The 16,924-nt window shown below is 60.4% G+C and carries 15 protein-coding genes; 10 read left to right on the top strand and 5 right to left on the bottom strand.

The window, feature by feature from the left end; translation table 11 throughout:
- Positions 1-145: 145 nt before the first annotated feature.
- Both FS777_RS04705 and FS777_RS04710 read left to right on the top strand, forming a co-directional pair.
- Complete coding sequence (locus FS777_RS04705) at positions 146-1,189, top strand: histone deacetylase family protein (protein WP_058602743.1); 1,044 nt, start codon at positions 146-148, stop codon at positions 1,187-1,189.
- The gene (locus FS777_RS04710; RefSeq protein WP_058638801.1) at positions 1,189-2,292 is read left to right on the top strand and encodes a polyamine ABC transporter substrate-binding protein; all 1,104 of its coding nucleotides are present in this window, start codon (positions 1,189-1,191) and stop codon (positions 2,290-2,292) included. Before FS777_RS04705 ends, FS777_RS04710 begins: the two co-directional genes overlap by 1 nt.
- Positions 2,293-2,372: 80 nt before the next feature.
- Here FS777_RS04710 and FS777_RS04720 read toward each other — a convergent pair whose 3' ends face one another.
- Positions 2,373-3,911 (bottom strand): PLP-dependent aminotransferase family protein, encoded by a 1,539-nt coding sequence (locus tag FS777_RS04720; RefSeq protein ID WP_145254112.1) that lies wholly within the window; start codon positions 3,909-3,911, stop codon positions 2,373-2,375.
- A gap of 90 nt (positions 3,912-4,001) precedes the next feature.
- Between FS777_RS04720 and FS777_RS04725 the strand changes: the two genes are divergently transcribed.
- From FS777_RS04725 to FS777_RS04735, 3 genes are read left to right on the top strand one after another with little or no spacing between them, the layout of a single operon-like run.
- Entirely contained in the window at positions 4,002-4,631 is a 630-nt protein-coding gene (locus tag FS777_RS04725; RefSeq protein WP_078479364.1) for an FMN-binding negative transcriptional regulator, read from the top strand.
- 11 nt (positions 4,632-4,642) lie between these two features.
- Positions 4,643-5,089, top strand: a complete 447-nt coding sequence (locus FS777_RS04730; RefSeq protein ID WP_058638792.1) for a GNAT family N-acetyltransferase — start codon at positions 4,643-4,645, stop codon at positions 5,087-5,089.
- Between the two features lie 7 nt (positions 5,090-5,096).
- Positions 5,097-5,768 (top strand): GNAT family N-acetyltransferase, encoded by a 672-nt coding sequence (locus FS777_RS04735; protein WP_058638791.1) that lies wholly within the window; start codon positions 5,097-5,099, stop codon positions 5,766-5,768.
- Between the two features lie 181 nt (positions 5,769-5,949).
- Here FS777_RS04735 and oadA read toward each other — a convergent pair whose 3' ends face one another.
- Both oadA and FS777_RS04745 read right to left on the bottom strand, forming a co-directional pair.
- Entirely contained in the window at positions 5,950-7,758 is a 1,809-nt protein-coding gene (oadA, locus tag FS777_RS04740) for a sodium-extruding oxaloacetate decarboxylase subunit alpha (RefSeq protein ID WP_058638790.1), read from the bottom strand.
- 98 nt (positions 7,759-7,856) lie between these two features.
- Positions 7,857-9,272 (bottom strand): acetyl-CoA carboxylase biotin carboxylase subunit, encoded by a 1,416-nt coding sequence (locus FS777_RS04745; RefSeq protein WP_058602736.1) that lies wholly within the window; start codon positions 9,270-9,272, stop codon positions 7,857-7,859.
- A gap of 190 nt (positions 9,273-9,462) precedes the next feature.
- Between FS777_RS04745 and FS777_RS04750 the strand changes: the two genes are divergently transcribed.
- Positions 9,463-10,425 (top strand): LysR family transcriptional regulator, encoded by a 963-nt coding sequence (locus FS777_RS04750; RefSeq protein ID WP_058638789.1) that lies wholly within the window; start codon positions 9,463-9,465, stop codon positions 10,423-10,425.
- On the opposite strand, the gene FS777_RS21605 is transcribed toward FS777_RS04750, so the two are convergent.
- Positions 10,367-10,585 carry a PA3496 family putative envelope integrity protein gene (locus FS777_RS21605; protein ID WP_078479366.1) on the bottom strand — a complete coding sequence of 73 codons (219 nt, stop codon included), beginning with the start codon at positions 10,583-10,585 and terminating at the stop codon, positions 10,367-10,369. The two genes, FS777_RS04750 and FS777_RS21605, sit on opposite strands and share 59 nt — an antisense overlap.
- Before the next feature lie 122 nt (positions 10,586-10,707).
- Positions 10,708-11,574 carry a transcriptional regulator HexR gene (gene hexR / locus FS777_RS04760; RefSeq protein WP_023532857.1) on the bottom strand — a complete coding sequence of 289 codons (867 nt, stop codon included), beginning with the start codon at positions 11,572-11,574 and terminating at the stop codon, positions 10,708-10,710.
- A 103-nt stretch (positions 11,575-11,677) separates the two neighbouring features.
- Here hexR and zwf point away from each other — a divergent pair, with 103 nt between their 5' ends.
- The 4 genes from zwf to FS777_RS04780 all read left to right on the top strand — a co-directional run bounded on the left by zwf (position 11,678) and on the right by FS777_RS04780 (position 16,865).
- Positions 11,678-13,120: a glucose-6-phosphate dehydrogenase gene (gene zwf / locus FS777_RS04765; protein WP_145254115.1), complete on the top strand. Its 1,443-nt coding sequence runs from the start codon at positions 11,678-11,680 to the stop codon at positions 13,118-13,120.
- A gap of 84 nt (positions 13,121-13,204) precedes the next feature.
- On the top strand, positions 13,205-13,519 hold the full coding sequence (locus FS777_RS04770) for a hypothetical protein (RefSeq protein WP_058638788.1): 315 nt from the start codon (positions 13,205-13,207) through the stop codon (positions 13,517-13,519).
- A gap of 137 nt (positions 13,520-13,656) precedes the next feature.
- Positions 13,657-15,843, top strand: coding sequence for a DNA helicase II (uvrD, locus tag FS777_RS04775; protein WP_145254118.1), 2,187 nt, complete (start codon positions 13,657-13,659; stop codon positions 15,841-15,843).
- Positions 15,844-16,010: 167 nt separating this feature from the next.
- Positions 16,011-16,865, top strand: a complete 855-nt coding sequence (locus FS777_RS04780) for a Tim44 domain-containing protein (RefSeq protein ID WP_058602732.1) — start codon at positions 16,011-16,013, stop codon at positions 16,863-16,865.
- Positions 16,866-16,924 lie beyond the last annotated feature (59 nt).

Genomic DNA, 16,924 nt, shown 5'->3' on the forward strand with positions numbered 1-16,924 from the left:
TGCTGCTAGGCCCAGGGAAACTGCCGCGAAGATGAAGGTGGTCGACGTTGGCCATATCTATCCTCTTTTGGCCGATTCGGACGTTCTCGCTAAGCGGCCCCGTTCGTGACAATGGATGCACGCCAGTACCCACCGGAGAACAACAATGCTGACGATCTATTCCGATGATCACCGTCTGCACCATGGCCGCTGCGAGCTGATCGACGGCAAGCTCATGCCTTGCTTCGAAATGCCCTCGCGTGCCGATCACGTCCTGGCCCAGGTACGCAAACGCGAGCTGGGTGAGGTCAGAGGCCCTGACGATTTTGGCCGTGCGCCGTTGCTGCGCGTACACAGTGCCGACTACCTCGACTTCTTCGAAGGTGCCTGGGCGCGCTGGGCAGCCATGGGCCAGGAGGGCGATCTGCTTCCCTATACCTGGCCTGCTCGCACGTTGCGGGCGGTCAAGCCCACCGGGTTGCACGGTGAGCTGGGTTACTACAGTTTCGATGCAGGGGCGCCCATCACGGCAGGCACCTGGCAGGCCGCCTACAGCGCAGCCCAGGTCGCGCTCACGGCGCAAGCGGCCATCGAGCAGGGTGCCCACGCCGCGTTCGCATTGTGTCGTCCACCGGGGCACCACGCGGCAGGCGACGTCATGGGGGGCTACTGCTACCTGAACAATGCAGCCATCGCTGCCCAGGCCTTCCTCGACCAAGGGCGAGCAAAGGTGGCCATCCTCGACGTGGACTACCACCACGGCAATGGTACCCAGGACATTTTCTATAGCCGCGCCGATGTTTTCTTCGCCTCCATTCATGGTGATCCTCAGGATGAGTTCCCCTTCTTCCTGGGCTATGCCGACGAAACCGGAGCCGGTGCCGGCGAGGGCTGCAACGTGAATTATCCGCTACCGGCAGGCAGTGACTGGTCGACCTGGCGAGCAGCTCTGGAAGACGCTTGCGAGCGCATCGCCGCGTATGAGCCGGAGGTAGTAGTGGTATCGCTGGGGGTGGACACATTCAAGGACGATCCGATCTCCCAGTTCAAGCTCGACAGTCCTGATTACCTGGAGATGGGCAAGCGCATCGCGCAGCTCGGCAAGCCCACCCTGTTCGTGATGGAAGGTGGCTATGCCGTGGAAGAAATCGGCATCAACGCCGTCAACGTGCTCGAAGGCTTCCAACGCGCACAACCCGGAGCTCGATAATGGCCACCCTCAAACAGCTACTCGCCCCTCTCGTTGCTGCAGTACTGTGCGCAGGTACCCTGCACGCCCAGGCCGAACAGCGCACGCTGCGCGTGTACAACTGGTTCGATTACATCACCCCGCAGACGCTGACTGACTTCCAAAAGGACAGCGGTGTGAAGCTGGTGTATGACATCTTCGATACCAATGAAGCGCTGGAAGCCAAGTTGCTGACCGGCAACTCTGGTTACGATGTGGTGGTGCCATCCAACGTGTTTCTGGCCAAGCAGATCGAGGCCGGCGTGTTCCAGTCGCTCGATCGCAGCAGGCTGCCGAACTGGCAACACCTGGACCCGGCCCTGATGAAGCTGATCGAGGCCAACGACCCAGGTAACAAGTTTGCCGTGCCGTACATGTACGGCACCATACTGATCGGCTTCAACCCGGCCAAGGTCAAGGCTGCGCTCGGCGACAATGCGCCGGTGGACAGCTGGGACCTGATCTTCAAGGAAGAGAACATTGCCAAGCTCAAGCAATGTGGCGTCGCCCTGCTTGACTCGCCGTCGGAGATTCTGCCGCTGGCCCTGCAGCACCTGGGCTTGCCACCCAATAGTGACAAACCGGCCGACTACAAGAAGGCCGAGGCGCTGATGCTGAAGATTCGCCCGTATATCACCTACTTCCACTCGTCGAAGTATATGGCAGACATCGCCAATGGCGATATCTGCGTCGCCGTGGGCTACAGCGGCAGCTTCTCGCAGGCTGCCAACCGTGCCCGCGAGGCCAACAACGGTGTCGTGGTGGACATGCGCCTGCCCAAGGAAGGCGCACCGATCTGGTTCGACATGCTGGCGATACCGAAAAACGCGGCCAACCCGGAAGACGCCTATAAGTTCATCAATTACCTCCTGCGGCCGGAGGTGATTGCGCCGATCAGCGACTTTGTCGGGTACCCCAATCCGAACAAGGATGCGACCGACAAGGTGAACCCAGCGATTCGCAACAACCCCAACCTGTACCCGACGGCAGAGGCAATGACCAAGCTGTACACCCTCAAGCCATTGGCGCGAGATGCGGAGCGTGCGCGGACCCGCGCATGGACCAGAATCAAGTCCGGGACCTGAGTCGCCTGCTTCGCGGGTAAACCCGCTCCCACAGGTACAGCGCTGACCTTAAGTGCTGTGCAGATCCTGTTGGAGCGGGTTTAACCGCGAAGTGGCCGCCAAGCCTTGCGCAGTTTCATCAAGGCATCGGCAATTTCCCCTTCCGGCACCGCTGCAAACCCCAGCACCAGCCCTGCCCGCTTATCCACAGGCACCTCGCTGTCCGCCAACCAGAAACTGCTCAGCGCCGTCACCTCTACGCCCACCGCTTCAGCCTTGGCTACCAGTTCCTGCTCACGCGCAAAGTTATCCACATCTACCTTCACATGCAGCCCGGCCGCCACTGCCGGCATGGCACCCAACCCGGGAATATCCATAGGCCAGCCGGCCTTGAGCACATTGCGCCGCCTCAACGCCGCCTTGCGCATGCGCCGGATATGCCGCTGAAAGTGCCCACGGGCCATGAACTCGGCCATCACGCATTGGCTGCTGACCTCAGAATGCCGCACCGCCAACGCCTTGCCCTGGCTGAACGCTTGGGCCAGCGGCGGCGGTAGCACCAGGTAACCCAGGCGCAGCGCCGGGAAGGCGATTTTGCCGAAGGTGCCGACATACAGCACCCGCCCGTGAAGGTCGAGCGCTGCAAGCGGGGCCAAGGGCGCGCCACGGTATCGGTACTCACCGTCATAGTCGTCCTCGATAATCCAGGCGTCGTTACGCTCGGCCCAGGCCAGCAGTGACAGGCGACGCGCCAGGCTCATGGTCACCCCGGTCGGGTACTGATGAGCAGGCGTCACGTAGGCCAGCCGGCAATCCTCCAATTGCGCTAGCCGAGTGCAATCCATCCCCTCTTCATCCACCGGTACACCATGCACCCGGCCACCCGCCAGTGCGAAGGCATGACCGGCTGCCCGATAGCCCGGGTTTTCCACAGCCACACCGTCGCCTGGCTGCAACAGCAACTGTGCACAAAGGCTGATGGCCTGTTGTGCACCACTGGTGATCACAATTTGTTCAGCCATGCAACTCAGCCCACGCGAGCGTCGCAAGTAGGCAGCGATGAGTTCGCGCAGCATCGGCTCGCCCGCCGGATCGCCATAACCCAGTTGAGCGGGGCTCGGATGACGCCAGAAACCCGCCTGCAGCTTGGCCCAGACGTCAAACGGGAACAGGTCGAATGCGGGAATACCGACGCGAAAAGCACGGGGCTGACCGCTTCTTGGCGGCGGCAAGTAGTTGGTTTTCAGTCGCTGCAAAGCGTCACTGAAACGCCGGTTGCTGGATAAATCCTCAGTATCATTTACAGGAAATGTGGATAAGTCTGTTGATAACCCATGGGGTAACCCTGTGGATACTTGTGTGGATAGTTTTGGTAGCCGACTCACGTAAGTGCCATCACCCACCCGGCTTTCGATGTAGCCCTCGGCGTACAACTGATCATAGGCCCGCACCACGCTGTTGCGTGATAACCCCAGCATGGTGGCCAACTCACGGGTGGCCGGCAACCGGGTTCCGCTGCTCAGGCGCCCATCCAGCACCCGCGCTCGCAGCGCTTGGTACAGCTGCTGGCTAAGCCCGCGGCGGTGATCCAAGGCAATTCCGGAAGGGTCGAAAGGCAAAACGAGGGGGCTATCGCTCATGGTATTGGACCTATCAAAACAGGCAGTAATGGCTCTTACCCAGAACCAATAGCCTGCTTAGGATGGCACCATTGCACAAGGAAACCGAGCATGTACAACAGCAAACCTCACCAGGAAGACGACCTCGGCCGCCTGCATCAGCATATGCTCGATACCCGCCTGGCCGTGCTGGTCAGCCAAGGAGAACAAGGCTTGTTGGCCACACACCTGCCGGTGCTGGTCGATACCGGCGAAGGCAAGCTAGGGACCGTCTATGCGCACCTGGCACGGGCCAACCGCCAATGGGAGGACCTGGCACAAGGTGGCGAAGCCCTGCTGGTCTTCCCCGGCGCCGATGCCTATGTCAGCCCCGGGTACTACCCAAGCAAAGCCGATAACCCCAAGGTCGTGCCGACCTGGAACTACCTGGCAGTACACGCTTATGGTCCGGCCGAGATAATCCAAGACCCAGCAGCGTTGCTGACTATCGTCAGCCGCCTGACCGAGCGCCACGAACAAGGCCGCAACGAGCCATGGAGCGTCACCGACGCCCCGGCTGACTACCTCGACGGCATGCTCCGCGCCATCGTCGGTATCCGCCTGCCCATCGCCCGCCTGCAAGGTGCGCGCAAGCTCAGCCAGAACCGCTCCAAACAAGACATCGCCGGCGTGCGCGAAGGCCTGACCGCCAGCCCCGATCAGCTGGATAACCAACTCGCAGCGCACATGCGCCAGCTTTGAAGGAATAGCCCATGCCCAGCGTTACCCTGCGCCCTGTCACCGCTCAAGATCACGCCGCCTGGCACGCCCTGTGGCAAGCCTACCTGCACTTCTACGAAACCGAGTTGGCAGATGACGTCAGCCTGAGCACCTGGCAGCGCCTGCTCGACCCGAGTGAGCCGACCCATTCGGCACTGGCCTGGGTGGATGGCAAGGCGGTGGGGATGGTCAACTTCATCTACCATCGTTCCAACTGGAGCATCGAGAACTCCTGCTACCTACAGGACCTGTACGTCGACAGCGCGCAGCGTGGTCTGGGCGTTGGTCGCCAGCTGATCGAGCACGTCTACACCACAGCCAAGGGCGATAACTGCATTAAGGTGCACTGGCTGACCCACGAAACCAACGCCACCGCCGTCAGCCTGTATCAGCAGGTTGCCGAGCGCTCGGGCTTTATCCAATTTCGCAAAGGCTTGTAGGCTGAACATGACAGACGCATTGAACTGGAAACCCGCCGCAACGCCCCAGGCCGAGCCCATCGAGGGCCGCTTCATCCGCCTGGAAAAGCTCCACCCTGCGCGCCATGGCGACGACCTCTGGGAAGTGCTGCAGGGCCCAACCGCCGACCCGGTGCTATGGGACTACCTGCCTTATGGCCCGTTCACCGAGCGTGCCGCCTTCGACCGCTGGCTGGACGGCAACGCCGCAGGCCGCGACCCGCTGTTCTACACCGTCATCGACCGTACCACCGGCCAGGCTCAGGGCATTCTCAGCCTGATGTCGATTGTGCCCGACCACGGCCGGATCGAAATCGGCCACATCGCCTTCGGCGCCGCCATGCAGCGCACCCCTAAGGGCACCGAGGCGGTGTACCTGCTGGGTAAGCTGAGCTTCGAACTGGGCAACCGCCGGCTGGAGTGGAAGTGCAACAACGCCAACGCCCGCTCCAAGCGCGCGGCAGAGCGCTTTGGTTTCACCTTCGAAGGGGTGTTCCGCAAGCACTTGGTGGTGAAGGACCACAACCGCGATACGGCCTGGTATTCGATTACCGATGATGAGTGGCCGCAGGTGGCTACCGGGTTTGAGCGGTGGTTGAGTGATGAGAATCAACAGCCAGAGGGCCAAGTAGAAACCCTCGAGGCTTGCCGCAAAGACTGATTTTTGCGCTGGCTTCACCGGCCCTATCGCCGGCAAGCCAGCTTCCACAGGATTAACTCGATGTCGGAACCTGCGGCGATCCTATGGGAGCGGGTTACCCGCGAAGATGCCGGTGAATCCAGCAAAGAAAAAGGGGAGCATCCGCTCCCCCAAGGTAAACCGCTTATAGATTAGGGTCTACTCAGCCCTCGATCTCGATCAGGATCTCACCCGGCGTGACACGGTCGCCCTTGGCCACGTGGATTGCCACGACCTTGCCGGCTATGGCCGCCTGCACTTCTGTCTCCATCTTCATGGCTTCGGTGATCAGTACGGCCTGGCCGGCCTTGACCATGTCACCCTCCTTGACCAGCACATCGACAATGTTGCCGGGCATGTTGGTACTCACGTGACCCGGCTCGCTAGCCTGCTTGCGCTTGCTGCCGCCGCCGCCAACGAACTCGTTAAGGGGTTCGAACACCACTTCTTCCGGCATGCCGTCGATCGACAGGTAGAAGTGGCGCTTGCCTTCGGCTTTCACACCAACGCCAGTGATGTCGACGCGGTAGGTTTCACCGTGCACGTCGATGACGAACTCGGTCGGGACGCCTTCACCGCCTGGCGCAGAAACGGCGCCAGCCTCCGGAATTGGCAACAACGCTTCCGGGGTAAGGGTGCCGGCTTCGCGTTCTTCGAGGAACTTGCGACCAATGTCCGGGAACATGGCAAAGGTCAGCACGTCCTCTTCGCAACGGGCCAAGGCACCGATGTCGGCACGCAGCTTGGTCATCTCTGGCTTGAGCAGGTCGGCCGGGCGCACGTCGATCACTTCTTCGCTGCCGATCGCCTGGCGGCGCAGCTGCTCGTTGACCACGCCAGGGGCTTTACCGTAACCGCCTTGCAGGTACAGCTTCACTTCGTTGGTGATGGTCTTGTAGCGCTCGCCGGCCAGCACATTGAAGAACGCCTGGGTGCCAACGATTTGCGAGGTCGGCGTCACCAGCGGCGGGAAGCCGAGGTCTTCACGCACACGCGGGATCTCTGCCAGCACTTCGTTCATGCGGTTGAGCGCGCCCTGCTCTTTCAGCTGGTTGGCCAGGTTGGAAATCATGCCACCCGGCACCTGGTTGACCTGCACGCGGGTATCCACGGCGGTGAACTCGCTTTCGAACTGGTGGTACTTCTTGCGCACGGCGTAGAAGTACAAGCCGATTTCCTGCAGCAGTTCCAGGTCCAGGCCGGTGTCGAACTCGCTACCCTTGAGCGCAGCAACCATCGACTCGGTACCCGGGTGGCTGGTGCCCCAGGCGAAGCTGGAGATGGCGGTATCGATGTGGTCGGCGCCGTTTTCCACAGCCTTGAGCTGACACATGGCGGCCAGGCCGGCGGTGTCGTGCGAGTGAATGAAGACAGGCAGCGATTGCTCGGCTTTGAGCGCCTTGACCAACTCGCCCGTGGCAAACGGGGTCAACAGGCCGGCCATGTCCTTGATGGCGATCGAGTCGCAACCCATGGCCTCCATTTGCTTGGCCTGGTTCACGAACGCCTCGATGGTGTGCACCGGGCTGGTGGTGTAGGCGATGGTCCCCTGGGCGTGCTTGCCCGAGGCTTTGACCGCCTCGATGGCCACACGCAGGTTACGCACATCGTTCATGGCGTCGAAGATGCGGAATACGTCGATGCCATTGACGGCGGCCTTGGCGACGAATGCCCTGACCACATCGTCGCTGTAGTGACGGTAACCCAGCAGGTTCTGGCCGCGCAGCAGCATTTGCAGGCGCGTGTTGGGCAGTGCTGCACGCAGTTTGCGCAGGCGCTCCCACGGGTCTTCCTTCAGAAAGCGCACGCAGGCATCGAAGGTGGCGCCCCCCCAGACTTCCAGCGACCAATAACCGACCTTGTCGAGTTTCTCGCAGATCGGCAGCATGTCTTCGGTGCGCATACGGGTGGCCAGCAGAGACTGGTGGGCGTCGCGCAGGATCGTATCGGTTACGTGAATCTTCTTGGACATTGTTATCTCCTCGTCGCGGCAAGCTTCACGCCTCAGCCGGCCTGCACAGACGCGTTGGCGCTGGCTGGCAATCTGGGTTTGGCAGCTTGCTGCTGTATTCAAATGCCTGCGTGGGCGGCGATGGCGGCAGCGATGGCCAGGGCCAGCTCTTCGGGTTTGCGCTTGATCGAATAGTTGGTCAGTTCCGGGTGGGTCTCAACGAAGCTGGTATTGAACTGACCGCTACGGAATTCCGGATTACGCAGGATTTCCTGGTAATACGCCGCAGTGGTCTTGACCCCTTGTACACGCATGTCATCCAAGGCCCGCAGGCCGCGATCCATGGCCTCTTCCCACGTCAATGCCCACACCACCAGCTTCAGGCACATCGAGTCGTAGAACGGTGGAATGGTGTAGCCGGTGTAAATGGCGGTATCGGTACGCACACCGGGGCCACCTGGCGCGTAATAACGAGTGATCTTGCCAAAGCTGGGCAGGAAGTTGTTCTTCGGGTCTTCGGCATTGATGCGAAACTGCAGGGCGTAACCACGGTGCTGGATATCTTCCTGCTTCACCGACAAAGGCAGGCCCGATGCGATGCGGATCTGCTCACGCACGATATCGATACCGGTAATTTCCTCGGTGATGGTGTGCTCGACCTGCACGCGTGTGTTCATTTCCATGAAATACACTTCGCCATCGGCCAGCAGAAACTCAACGGTACCGGCGTTCTCGTAGTCCACCGCCTTGGCTGCACGTACTGCCAAGTCGCCGATGTACGCGCGTTGCTCTGGGGTAAGTTGCGGGCTCGGTGCAATTTCGATGAGCTTCTGGTTACGGCGTTGGATGGAGCAGTCGCGCTCGAACAAGTGCACGACATTGCCGAAGCTGTCGCCGAGAATCTGCGCCTCGATGTGCTTAGGGTTGACGATGCACTTTTCCAGGAACACTTCTGCCGAACCGAATGCCTTGGTGGCCTCGGAAATCACGCGCGGGAAGTTCTGCTCCAACTCTTCGCGACTGTTGCAGCGGCGAATACCACGGCCGCCACCACCCGACGTCGCCTTGAGCATTACTGGGTAACCAATACGATCGCCTTCACTGAGCGCCTCGTGAATGTCGGCGACGTTGCCCTCTGTGCCTGGGGTGACCGGAACGCCCGCGGCGATCATGGTGCGGCGCGCTTCGGTCTTGTCGCCCATGCGGCGAATGACGTCGGCAGCAGGCCCGATGAACTTGACCCCGCGCTCGGCGCAGATCTCGGCCAACTCCGCATTTTCCGAGAGAAAGCCATAGCCCGGGTGCAAGGCATCGCAGCCCGTTTCCACTGCCAGGTTCACCAACTTGCGAGGATTCAAATACCCGGCCAGTGGCTCTGCGCCAATGCTGTAGGCTTCGTCTGCACGCTTTACATGCAGCGCGTGCCGGTCGGCGTCGGAAAAGATCGCTACCGAGCGGATGCCCATTTCGGCGCAAGCGCGCACGATCCGAACTGCAATTTCACCTCGGTTGGCGATCAGGATTTTTTTTATCACTGGATTCTTCCCAAAGCCGTATGAACAGTCGACACGGTTCTACCGGTCGGCGCGTGGCCCGTTGTTGTTCAGCCAGTCGCAGATTCACCCTAGCGCTGTAGGTCGATAAACAAAAATCAATATTTGTTAGGGGCAGTATTAGCAAAAGCTTATAGTGAAGTTACAAGGTATTGCCGACGAGTCGAATAAAATGCGTAAGTCCTTGATGCGTATGACATTGCGTCAATTGCAGGTCTTCAATGAGGTGTGTGATCTTCGCTCATATAGCCGCGCGGCCGAAGAGATGGCGCTCACGCAACCCGCCGTTAGTCTACAGATCCGTCAACTCGAAGAGCTGATTGGCCAGCCGTTGTTCGAATACGTGGGCAAGAAGTTGTACCTCACGGAAGCCGCCGAAGCGCTGCAACGTGCCAGTCACGACATCTTCGGGCGGCTGGAGAGCCTGGATATGCAGTTGTCGGACATGCAGGGGTCGTTGCAAGGGCAGTTGAAGCTGGCGATCGAGTCCAGCGCCAAGTATTTCGTGCCGCATCTGTTCGCGGCATTCAAGCGGCGGCACCCGGAAGTCAACCTGACCTTGACCGTCGTCAACCGGGCACAGGCCATCAGGCGACTGTCCGATAACCGTGATGACCTGATCATCATGTCCATGGTGCCGCAGGACATGGGGCTGGACTTCCTGCCGTTCCTGAATAACCCGATCATCGCCGTCGCGCCGCCTGAGCATGCCCTGTGTAGGCTGCCGCGGCTGCGCCTGCAAGACCTCGAGCCCCATACGCTGCTGATACGCGAACAAGGCTCAGGCACCCGCAAGGCTTGCGAGGAGTATTTCAAGGAAAAGCGCGTGCATTTCACCCAAACCCTCGAAGTGGCTTCGGCCGATGCCCAGCGTGAATGCGTGATAGCCGGGTTGGGTATCGCATTGTTGACCCGCCATGCCGTGAACATGGAGCTGGCCACGGGAAACCTGGTAGAACTGCCTGTCGAGGAGTTGCCGCTGTACCGCAGCTGGTGCGTGGTTCAATCCAAGGCCAAGCGACAATCGCCGGTCGCACTCGCCTTTCAGGCCTTCATACGCAGCGAGCGGTCATTGATCAGCGCATTGGTCGAGCGTTTTTCGGGTCAGTCGTCGCTGCTGCCTGCCAGGCAGTGAGCCCTTCGAAGTCAGGATAATCAGCGACATCACGCAAGAGTTGCCGTTGGTCACAGTAACTTTCGATAGCGCGGCGGTACTCCATGCGTCGCTGGTCCTTTTCCTGCTGTTTGCGAGCCTTGGCGTTGGGTTGGTAGATGCCGTCGTGGTCACGAGCCATTGCCTGATTCCCGGGAAGGATGCGGAAGGCTCAGAATGACCCGATGGTTTTACCGTTTGAAGGCGCGATGATGACAGCGTCGTGAACGATGATGGCGCCGTCCCGTGGAACCGAAGCAGGCTTCAGTCGTCATGGGCTTTGATCGACTTGGGCGACAGTCGCAGGCTACGCAGGCTGCGCTTGACGCTCTTGAGGTGATTGACCAAGCTTGGACCGCGCGCCATGGCAACGCCCATGGCCAGCACGTCGATGACCACCAGGTGAGCAATGCGCGAGGTCAGAGGCGTATAGATCTCGGTGTCTTCATGAACGTCGATGGCCAGGTTGACCGTGGACAGCTCGGCCAGCGGGGTCTGGCTGGGGCACAACGTGATCAGGTTGGCGCCGCTTTCACGGACCAGGTTGGCCGTGATCAGCAAGTCCTTCGAGCGGCCTGATTGCGAAATGCACACCGCTACGTCGCCAGGCTTGAGCGTCACGGCGGACATCGCCTGCATGTGCGGGTCAGAGTACGCCGCCGCGCTGAGCAGCAAACGGAAGAACTTGTGCTGGGCATCGGCTGCCACGGCCCCGGACGCGCCGAAACCATAGAACTCCACACGCTGCGCCTGCGCCATGGCGCTGACGGCCTGCTGAAGCGCCTGTGGGTCAAGGTGCTCGCGCACCTCCATCAAGGTATGCAGGGTCGTGTCGAAGATCTTGAGGCTGTAATCGGCGACGGAGTCGTCTTCATGAATAGCAAACTGACCAAAACTAGCCCCGGCGGCCAGGCTCTGCGCCAGTTTCAACTTCAGGTCTTGAAACCCCGAGCACCCGATAGCCCTGCAGAAACGAACGATGGTCGGTTCACTGATACCGACGCTATGTGCCAGGTCAGCCATCGAACTGTGCATGACGGCGGCCGGGTCCAGCAGCACGTGATCGGCCACTTTCAGTTCCGATTTGCGCAGCAGGTGGCGCGATTGGGCGATATGTTGCAACAGATTCACGGGCTGGACTCGGTTATGATCGGCTGGCCGGGTTGTAGCTTTCTTGTAGTTATACTACATGGACGGCAACCCGCCCAGTTAAACGAACGTGGAGCGTGGTGGTTTGACTATTCCTTGCGACATTCTGGTCTTTGGCGGCACGGGCGACCTGGCCCTGCACAAGTTGCTGCCCGCGCTCTACCACTTGTTTCGTGACAATCGCCTCGACCCTGCCGTGCGGGTAATCGCCCTGGCTCGGCGCCCTCTGCCGCGCAGTGACTACCTCAAGCTTGCAGAGCGGCATTGCCGGGCACAGATCGCTCTTCGCGACTTTGACGAAGACATCTGGCGACGCTTTTGTGCCCGGGTCGACTACTTCGCGATGGATGCGACCCAGAGTGCTGATTTCGTTCGGCTGGCACGCTACCTGGGCGAGCCCGGGGGCTTGATGCGCGTGTTCTATCTCGCCACCGCGCCTTCGCTGTTCGCGCCCATTGCCAGCCATTTGCATACCGCAGGACTGGCCGACAGCGAAGCGCGTATTGTGCTCGAGAAACCGATCGGGCACTCCTTGTTGTCGGCCACTGCCATCAATGAAGCGATCGGAGCGGTGTTCGAAGAGCGGCAGGTGTTCCGTATCGATCACTACTTGGGCAAGGAAGCCGTCCAGAACCTTATGGCCTTGCGCTTTGCCAACGCACTCCTTGAGCCGGTGTGGCGCAATGGGCAGGTCGATCACGTGCAGATCAGTGTCGGTGAGACCTTGGGCGTGGAGAACCGTGGTGGCTACTACGACCGAGCAGGGGCCATGCGCGACATGCTGCAGAACCATCTGCTCCAGCTGCTCTGCCTGGTGGCCATGGAGCCGCCTGCGCAGTTCGAAGCCGAGGCCGTGCGTGATGAGAAAGTGCGAATTCTCCGAGCGCTTCAGCCGATTACCGGACAAGACGTCCAGGAGAAAACTGTTCGTGGCCAGTACGGGGCCGGATATATCGGCGGTCAGGAGGTAGGCGCGTATTACTTTGAAAAGGACGTCAATAACGACAGTGATACCGAAACCTTCGTCGCCATCGAAGTGCACATCGACAACTGGCGCTGGGCTAGCGTGCCCTTCTACTTGCGCACGGGCAAGCGCATGGCCCGGCGCTCCTCGCAGATCGTCATCCAGTTCAAACCTGTACCGCATGCGCTGTTCGAGGGTGGCCAGGTCAACCAGCTGTTGATTCAGTTACAGCCAGACGAGCGCATCAGCCTGCGCATGATGACCAAGATCCCCGGCAAGGGCATGCGCCTGGAGCCGGTCGACCTGGACCTGAACCTGGCCCAGGTCTTCAGCAAGACACGTCGCTGGGAAGCCTACGAACGTTTGTTGCTGGACGTGCTGGAAGGCGACTCGACCCTGTTCATGCGACGCGATGAGGTCGAAGCCGCCTGGGCGTGGGTGGATCCCATCATCAAGGGCTGGGAAGCGCATTTCCAGACTCCGCGCTCGTACCCTGCCGGGAGTAATGGTCCTGAGCAGGCCAACAGCCTGCTCGCCCGCCATGGCAGAAACTGGCACGGGTGAAGCGTTGCCCAATCGTAGCCCAGCTTTGATACGGAGACAGTAGCGATGCGCATATGCGCTACTTTCACCATCAAGGAGGCTCCCATGAGCACACTCAAAGACTTCGTTGCTTACAACCAGACCGCAGGCGGTCAGAAATCCTTCCGGGTTCACGGTGTCGTCACCGTGCCAAGTCCGGCGTTCGAGCCGGTACTAGTCGAGCCGGCAATTCGCCACCGGGGCGGCTGGGAGGTTCTGCAACTCAAGCTGGTGGACACTGGGGTCATCGCCAATGCTGTATTGACCGAGAAGACTGTCGAATACCTGCGTGAAGGGCCGTGTGTTTTCAAGATGCTGGAGATCATCCATGCAGATGGCAGCCTGCGCATCGCAATCGAAGACCTCCAGGCGCTCGACTGATGTAGCCAGCCAGTGCGCCAAAGATGGCGCCCTGGTGTGACCCAGGCGCCCTTGTCGCGATGAACGGCAGGGGCCCAAGGTGAATATTCATACAGTAGATGTTTGCCCCTGGCTCAGCGTCCCCCTAGAATGGCGAGATGAGCACAGATGACCTTTCCCTCCTGCTGAATTCCCTCAATGATGCCCAACGCCAGGCTGTAGCGGCTTCGGTCGGGCGTCAACTGGTGCTTGCTGGCGCCGGTTCCGGTAAAACCCGTGTGCTGGTGCATCGCATCGCCTGGCTAATCCAGGTGGAGCAGGCATCCCCGCACTCGATCCTGTCGGTGACCTTCACCAACAAGGCTGCTGCTGAAATGCGCCACCGGATCGAGCAATTGTTGGGCATCAACCCTGCAGGGATGTGGGTGGGGACATTCCACGGTCTGGCGCATCGGCTGTTGCGTGCCCACTGGCAGGAAGCGGGGCTAGTGCAGAACTTCCAGATTCTCGACAGCGACGATCAGCAGCGCCTGGTTAAACGGGTGATGCGCGAGCTGGGGCTGGACGAACAGAAGTGGCCGGCACGCCAGGCCCAATGGTTCATCAACGGCCAGAAAGACGAAGGCCTGCGCCCGCAGCACATTCAGCCAGGTGGCGACCTGTTCCTGACCACCATGCGCGATGTCTACACCGCGTACGAGCAGGCCTGCGAGCGCGCCGGTGTCATCGATTTTTCCGAGTTGCTGCTGCGCGCCCTGGATTTGTGGCGCGATCACCCAGGCCTGTTGGCCCACTACCAACGCCGCTTCCGTCACGTGCTGGTCGATGAGTTCCAGGATACCAACGCCGTGCAGTACGCCTGGCTGCGTCTGCTGGCCCGTGGTGGCGACAGCCTGATGGCGGTGGGGGACGACGATCAGTCGATTTACGGCTGGCGCGGCGCCAAGATCGAGAACATCCACCAGTACACGGCCGACTTCCCAGATGCCGAGTTGATCCGCCTGGAGCAGAACTACCGCTCCACCGGGGCCATCCTCAAGGCTGCCAACGCCCTGATTGCCAATAACAGCGGGCGCCTGGGCAAGGAATTGTGGACTGACATGGGTGAAGGTGAACCCATTACGCTGTACGCCGCCTACAACGAACACGACGAAGCACGCTATGTGGTCGAGACCATTGAAAGCCTGATCAAGCAAGGCAACGCGCGTGACGAAATCGCTATTCTGTATCGCTCGAACGCCCAGTCACGGGTGCTCGAGGAAGCCTTGCTGCGCGAGCGGATTCCCTACCGTATCTATGGTGGCCAGCGCTTCTTCGAGCGTGCAGAGATCAAGAATGCAATGGCCTACCTGCGCCTGATTGAAGGTCGCGGCAACGATGCGGCGCTGGAACGCGTGATCAACGTGCCGCCGCGCGGCATTGGCGAGAAAACCGTCGAGGCCATTCGCGAGCATGCACGTCACAGCCAGGTATCGATGTGGCAGGCGATGTGCCAGCTCATCGCCGCAAAAGCGCTCAAGGGCCGGGCTGCCAGCGCGCTGGGTGCGTTCATCGAGCTGATTGACGGGCTTGCGGCCAAGGTCGAAGACATGCCGCTGCATACCATGACGCAGACCACCATCGAACAGTCCGGGCTGATCATCTATCACCAGGAAGAAAAAGGTGAAAAGGGTCAGGCACGGGTGGAAAACCTTGAGGAACTGGTTAGCGCAGCGCGCAACTTCGAATCGACCGAAGAGGACGCCGACCTCTCCCCACTGTCCGCCTTCCTTGGTCACGCCTCGCTCGAAGCCGGCGACACGCAAGCTGACGAGCACGAGGACAGTGTGCAGCTGATGACCTTGCACAGTGCCAAAGGTCTGGAGTTCCCCTACGTGTTCCTGGTGGGCATGGAGGAAGGACTGTTCCCGCACAAGATGAGCCTGGAGGAGCCAGGTCGTCTTGAGGAAGAACGCCGCCTGGCCTACGTGGGCATTACCCGCGCCATGCGTCAGTTGGTCATGACGTATGCCGAGACAAGACGGCTCTACGGTAGTGAGACCTACAACAAGGTGTCTCGCTTCGTACGCGAGATTCCGGCTGGTCTGGTGCAGGAAGTACGTTTGTCGAACAGTGTCAGCCGCCCGTTCGGCACTCCGAAGACAGCCCTCAACAGCCACCTGTTTGCCAATGCGGATATCCCCGAAACCGCATTCAACCTCGGCCAGCGCGTGCAGCACTCCGTTTTCGGTGAAGGGGTCATCCTGAACTTCGAAGGCTCCGGGGCCCAGGCTCGTGTACAGGTCAACTTTGCCGAAGGCAGCAAATGGTTGATGGTGGGCTACGCCAAGCTTGAAGCAATCTGAGGACAGGCCGTCAGTCCAGGGGCGAACTCAAGTAGGAACGCCTGCGTCGTTGCCTGCTCAAATAAGTCATATCAAGCAAAAGCTCGAAACATTATGTCGCTGGTCATATGCCTTGGAACATGTGCACCATGACGCGCGTGCAATCCACAACAGGGGATATCCCATTTATGCAACGTTTTCTTAGCATCGCACTGGCGCTCTGCGTCGGCCTGACGCTGAGCCTGGACGCCAACGCCAAGCGATTTGGCGGCGGCAAGAGCGCTGGCTCCGCGCCTATTCACCAGACCCGTCAAGCTACGCCGAACACGCCTGCCGCCGCGCCGACCGCTCCTGGCCGCGCACCGGCCGCCGCCAGTGGTGCTTCGCGCTGGCTGGGCCCCCTGGCGGGCTTGGCCGCCGGTGGTCTGCTGGCATCCATGTTCATGGGTGACGGCTTCGAAGGCTTCCAGATCATGGACTTCCTGATCATCGCGCTCATCGCCTTCCTGGTGTTCCGCTTCATCGCCGCACGGCGACGTCAGCAGCAGCCGCACATGGCCATGCCTGGCAATGCCCCCATGCAACGTGAAGTGCATGGTCAGGCCGCACAGCCAAACATCTTCGGCGGTTCGGCTGCACCGGCGGCAGCGCCATCGCCTGTCATCAACGCGCCAGCCTGGTTCAACGAACAAAGCTTCCTGGCAGCTGCCCGTAACCACTTCCAGTCGCTGCAGCAGCACTGGGACGCCAATGAAATGGACAAGATCGCCGAGTTCGTGACCCCGCAGATGCTCGAGTTCCTTAAGCGCGAGCGTGCCGAGCTGGGTGATGGCTTCCAGTCCACTTACATCGACAACCTTGATGTACAGCTGGACGGCGTGGATGAGCGTGACGACCGTACTGACGCTACCCTCACCTTCCGTGGCGTATCGAAGAACTCGCGCTTCGACCAAGGTGAACAGTTCAGCGAGAGCTGGCACATGGTACGCGCCAAGGGCGAGAACCAGCCTTGGCTGGTCGCGGGTATCCGTCAGAACGGGTAATCCAGCTCTGCTATTCAAAGCAGTTGTTACGTGGGGCCGCTTCGCGGCCCCAACAATTC

The organism is Pseudomonas sp. DE0157, from assembly GCF_007678615.1.
Taxonomy (GTDB): domain Bacteria; phylum Pseudomonadota; class Gammaproteobacteria; order Pseudomonadales; family Pseudomonadaceae; genus Aquipseudomonas; species Aquipseudomonas parafulva_B.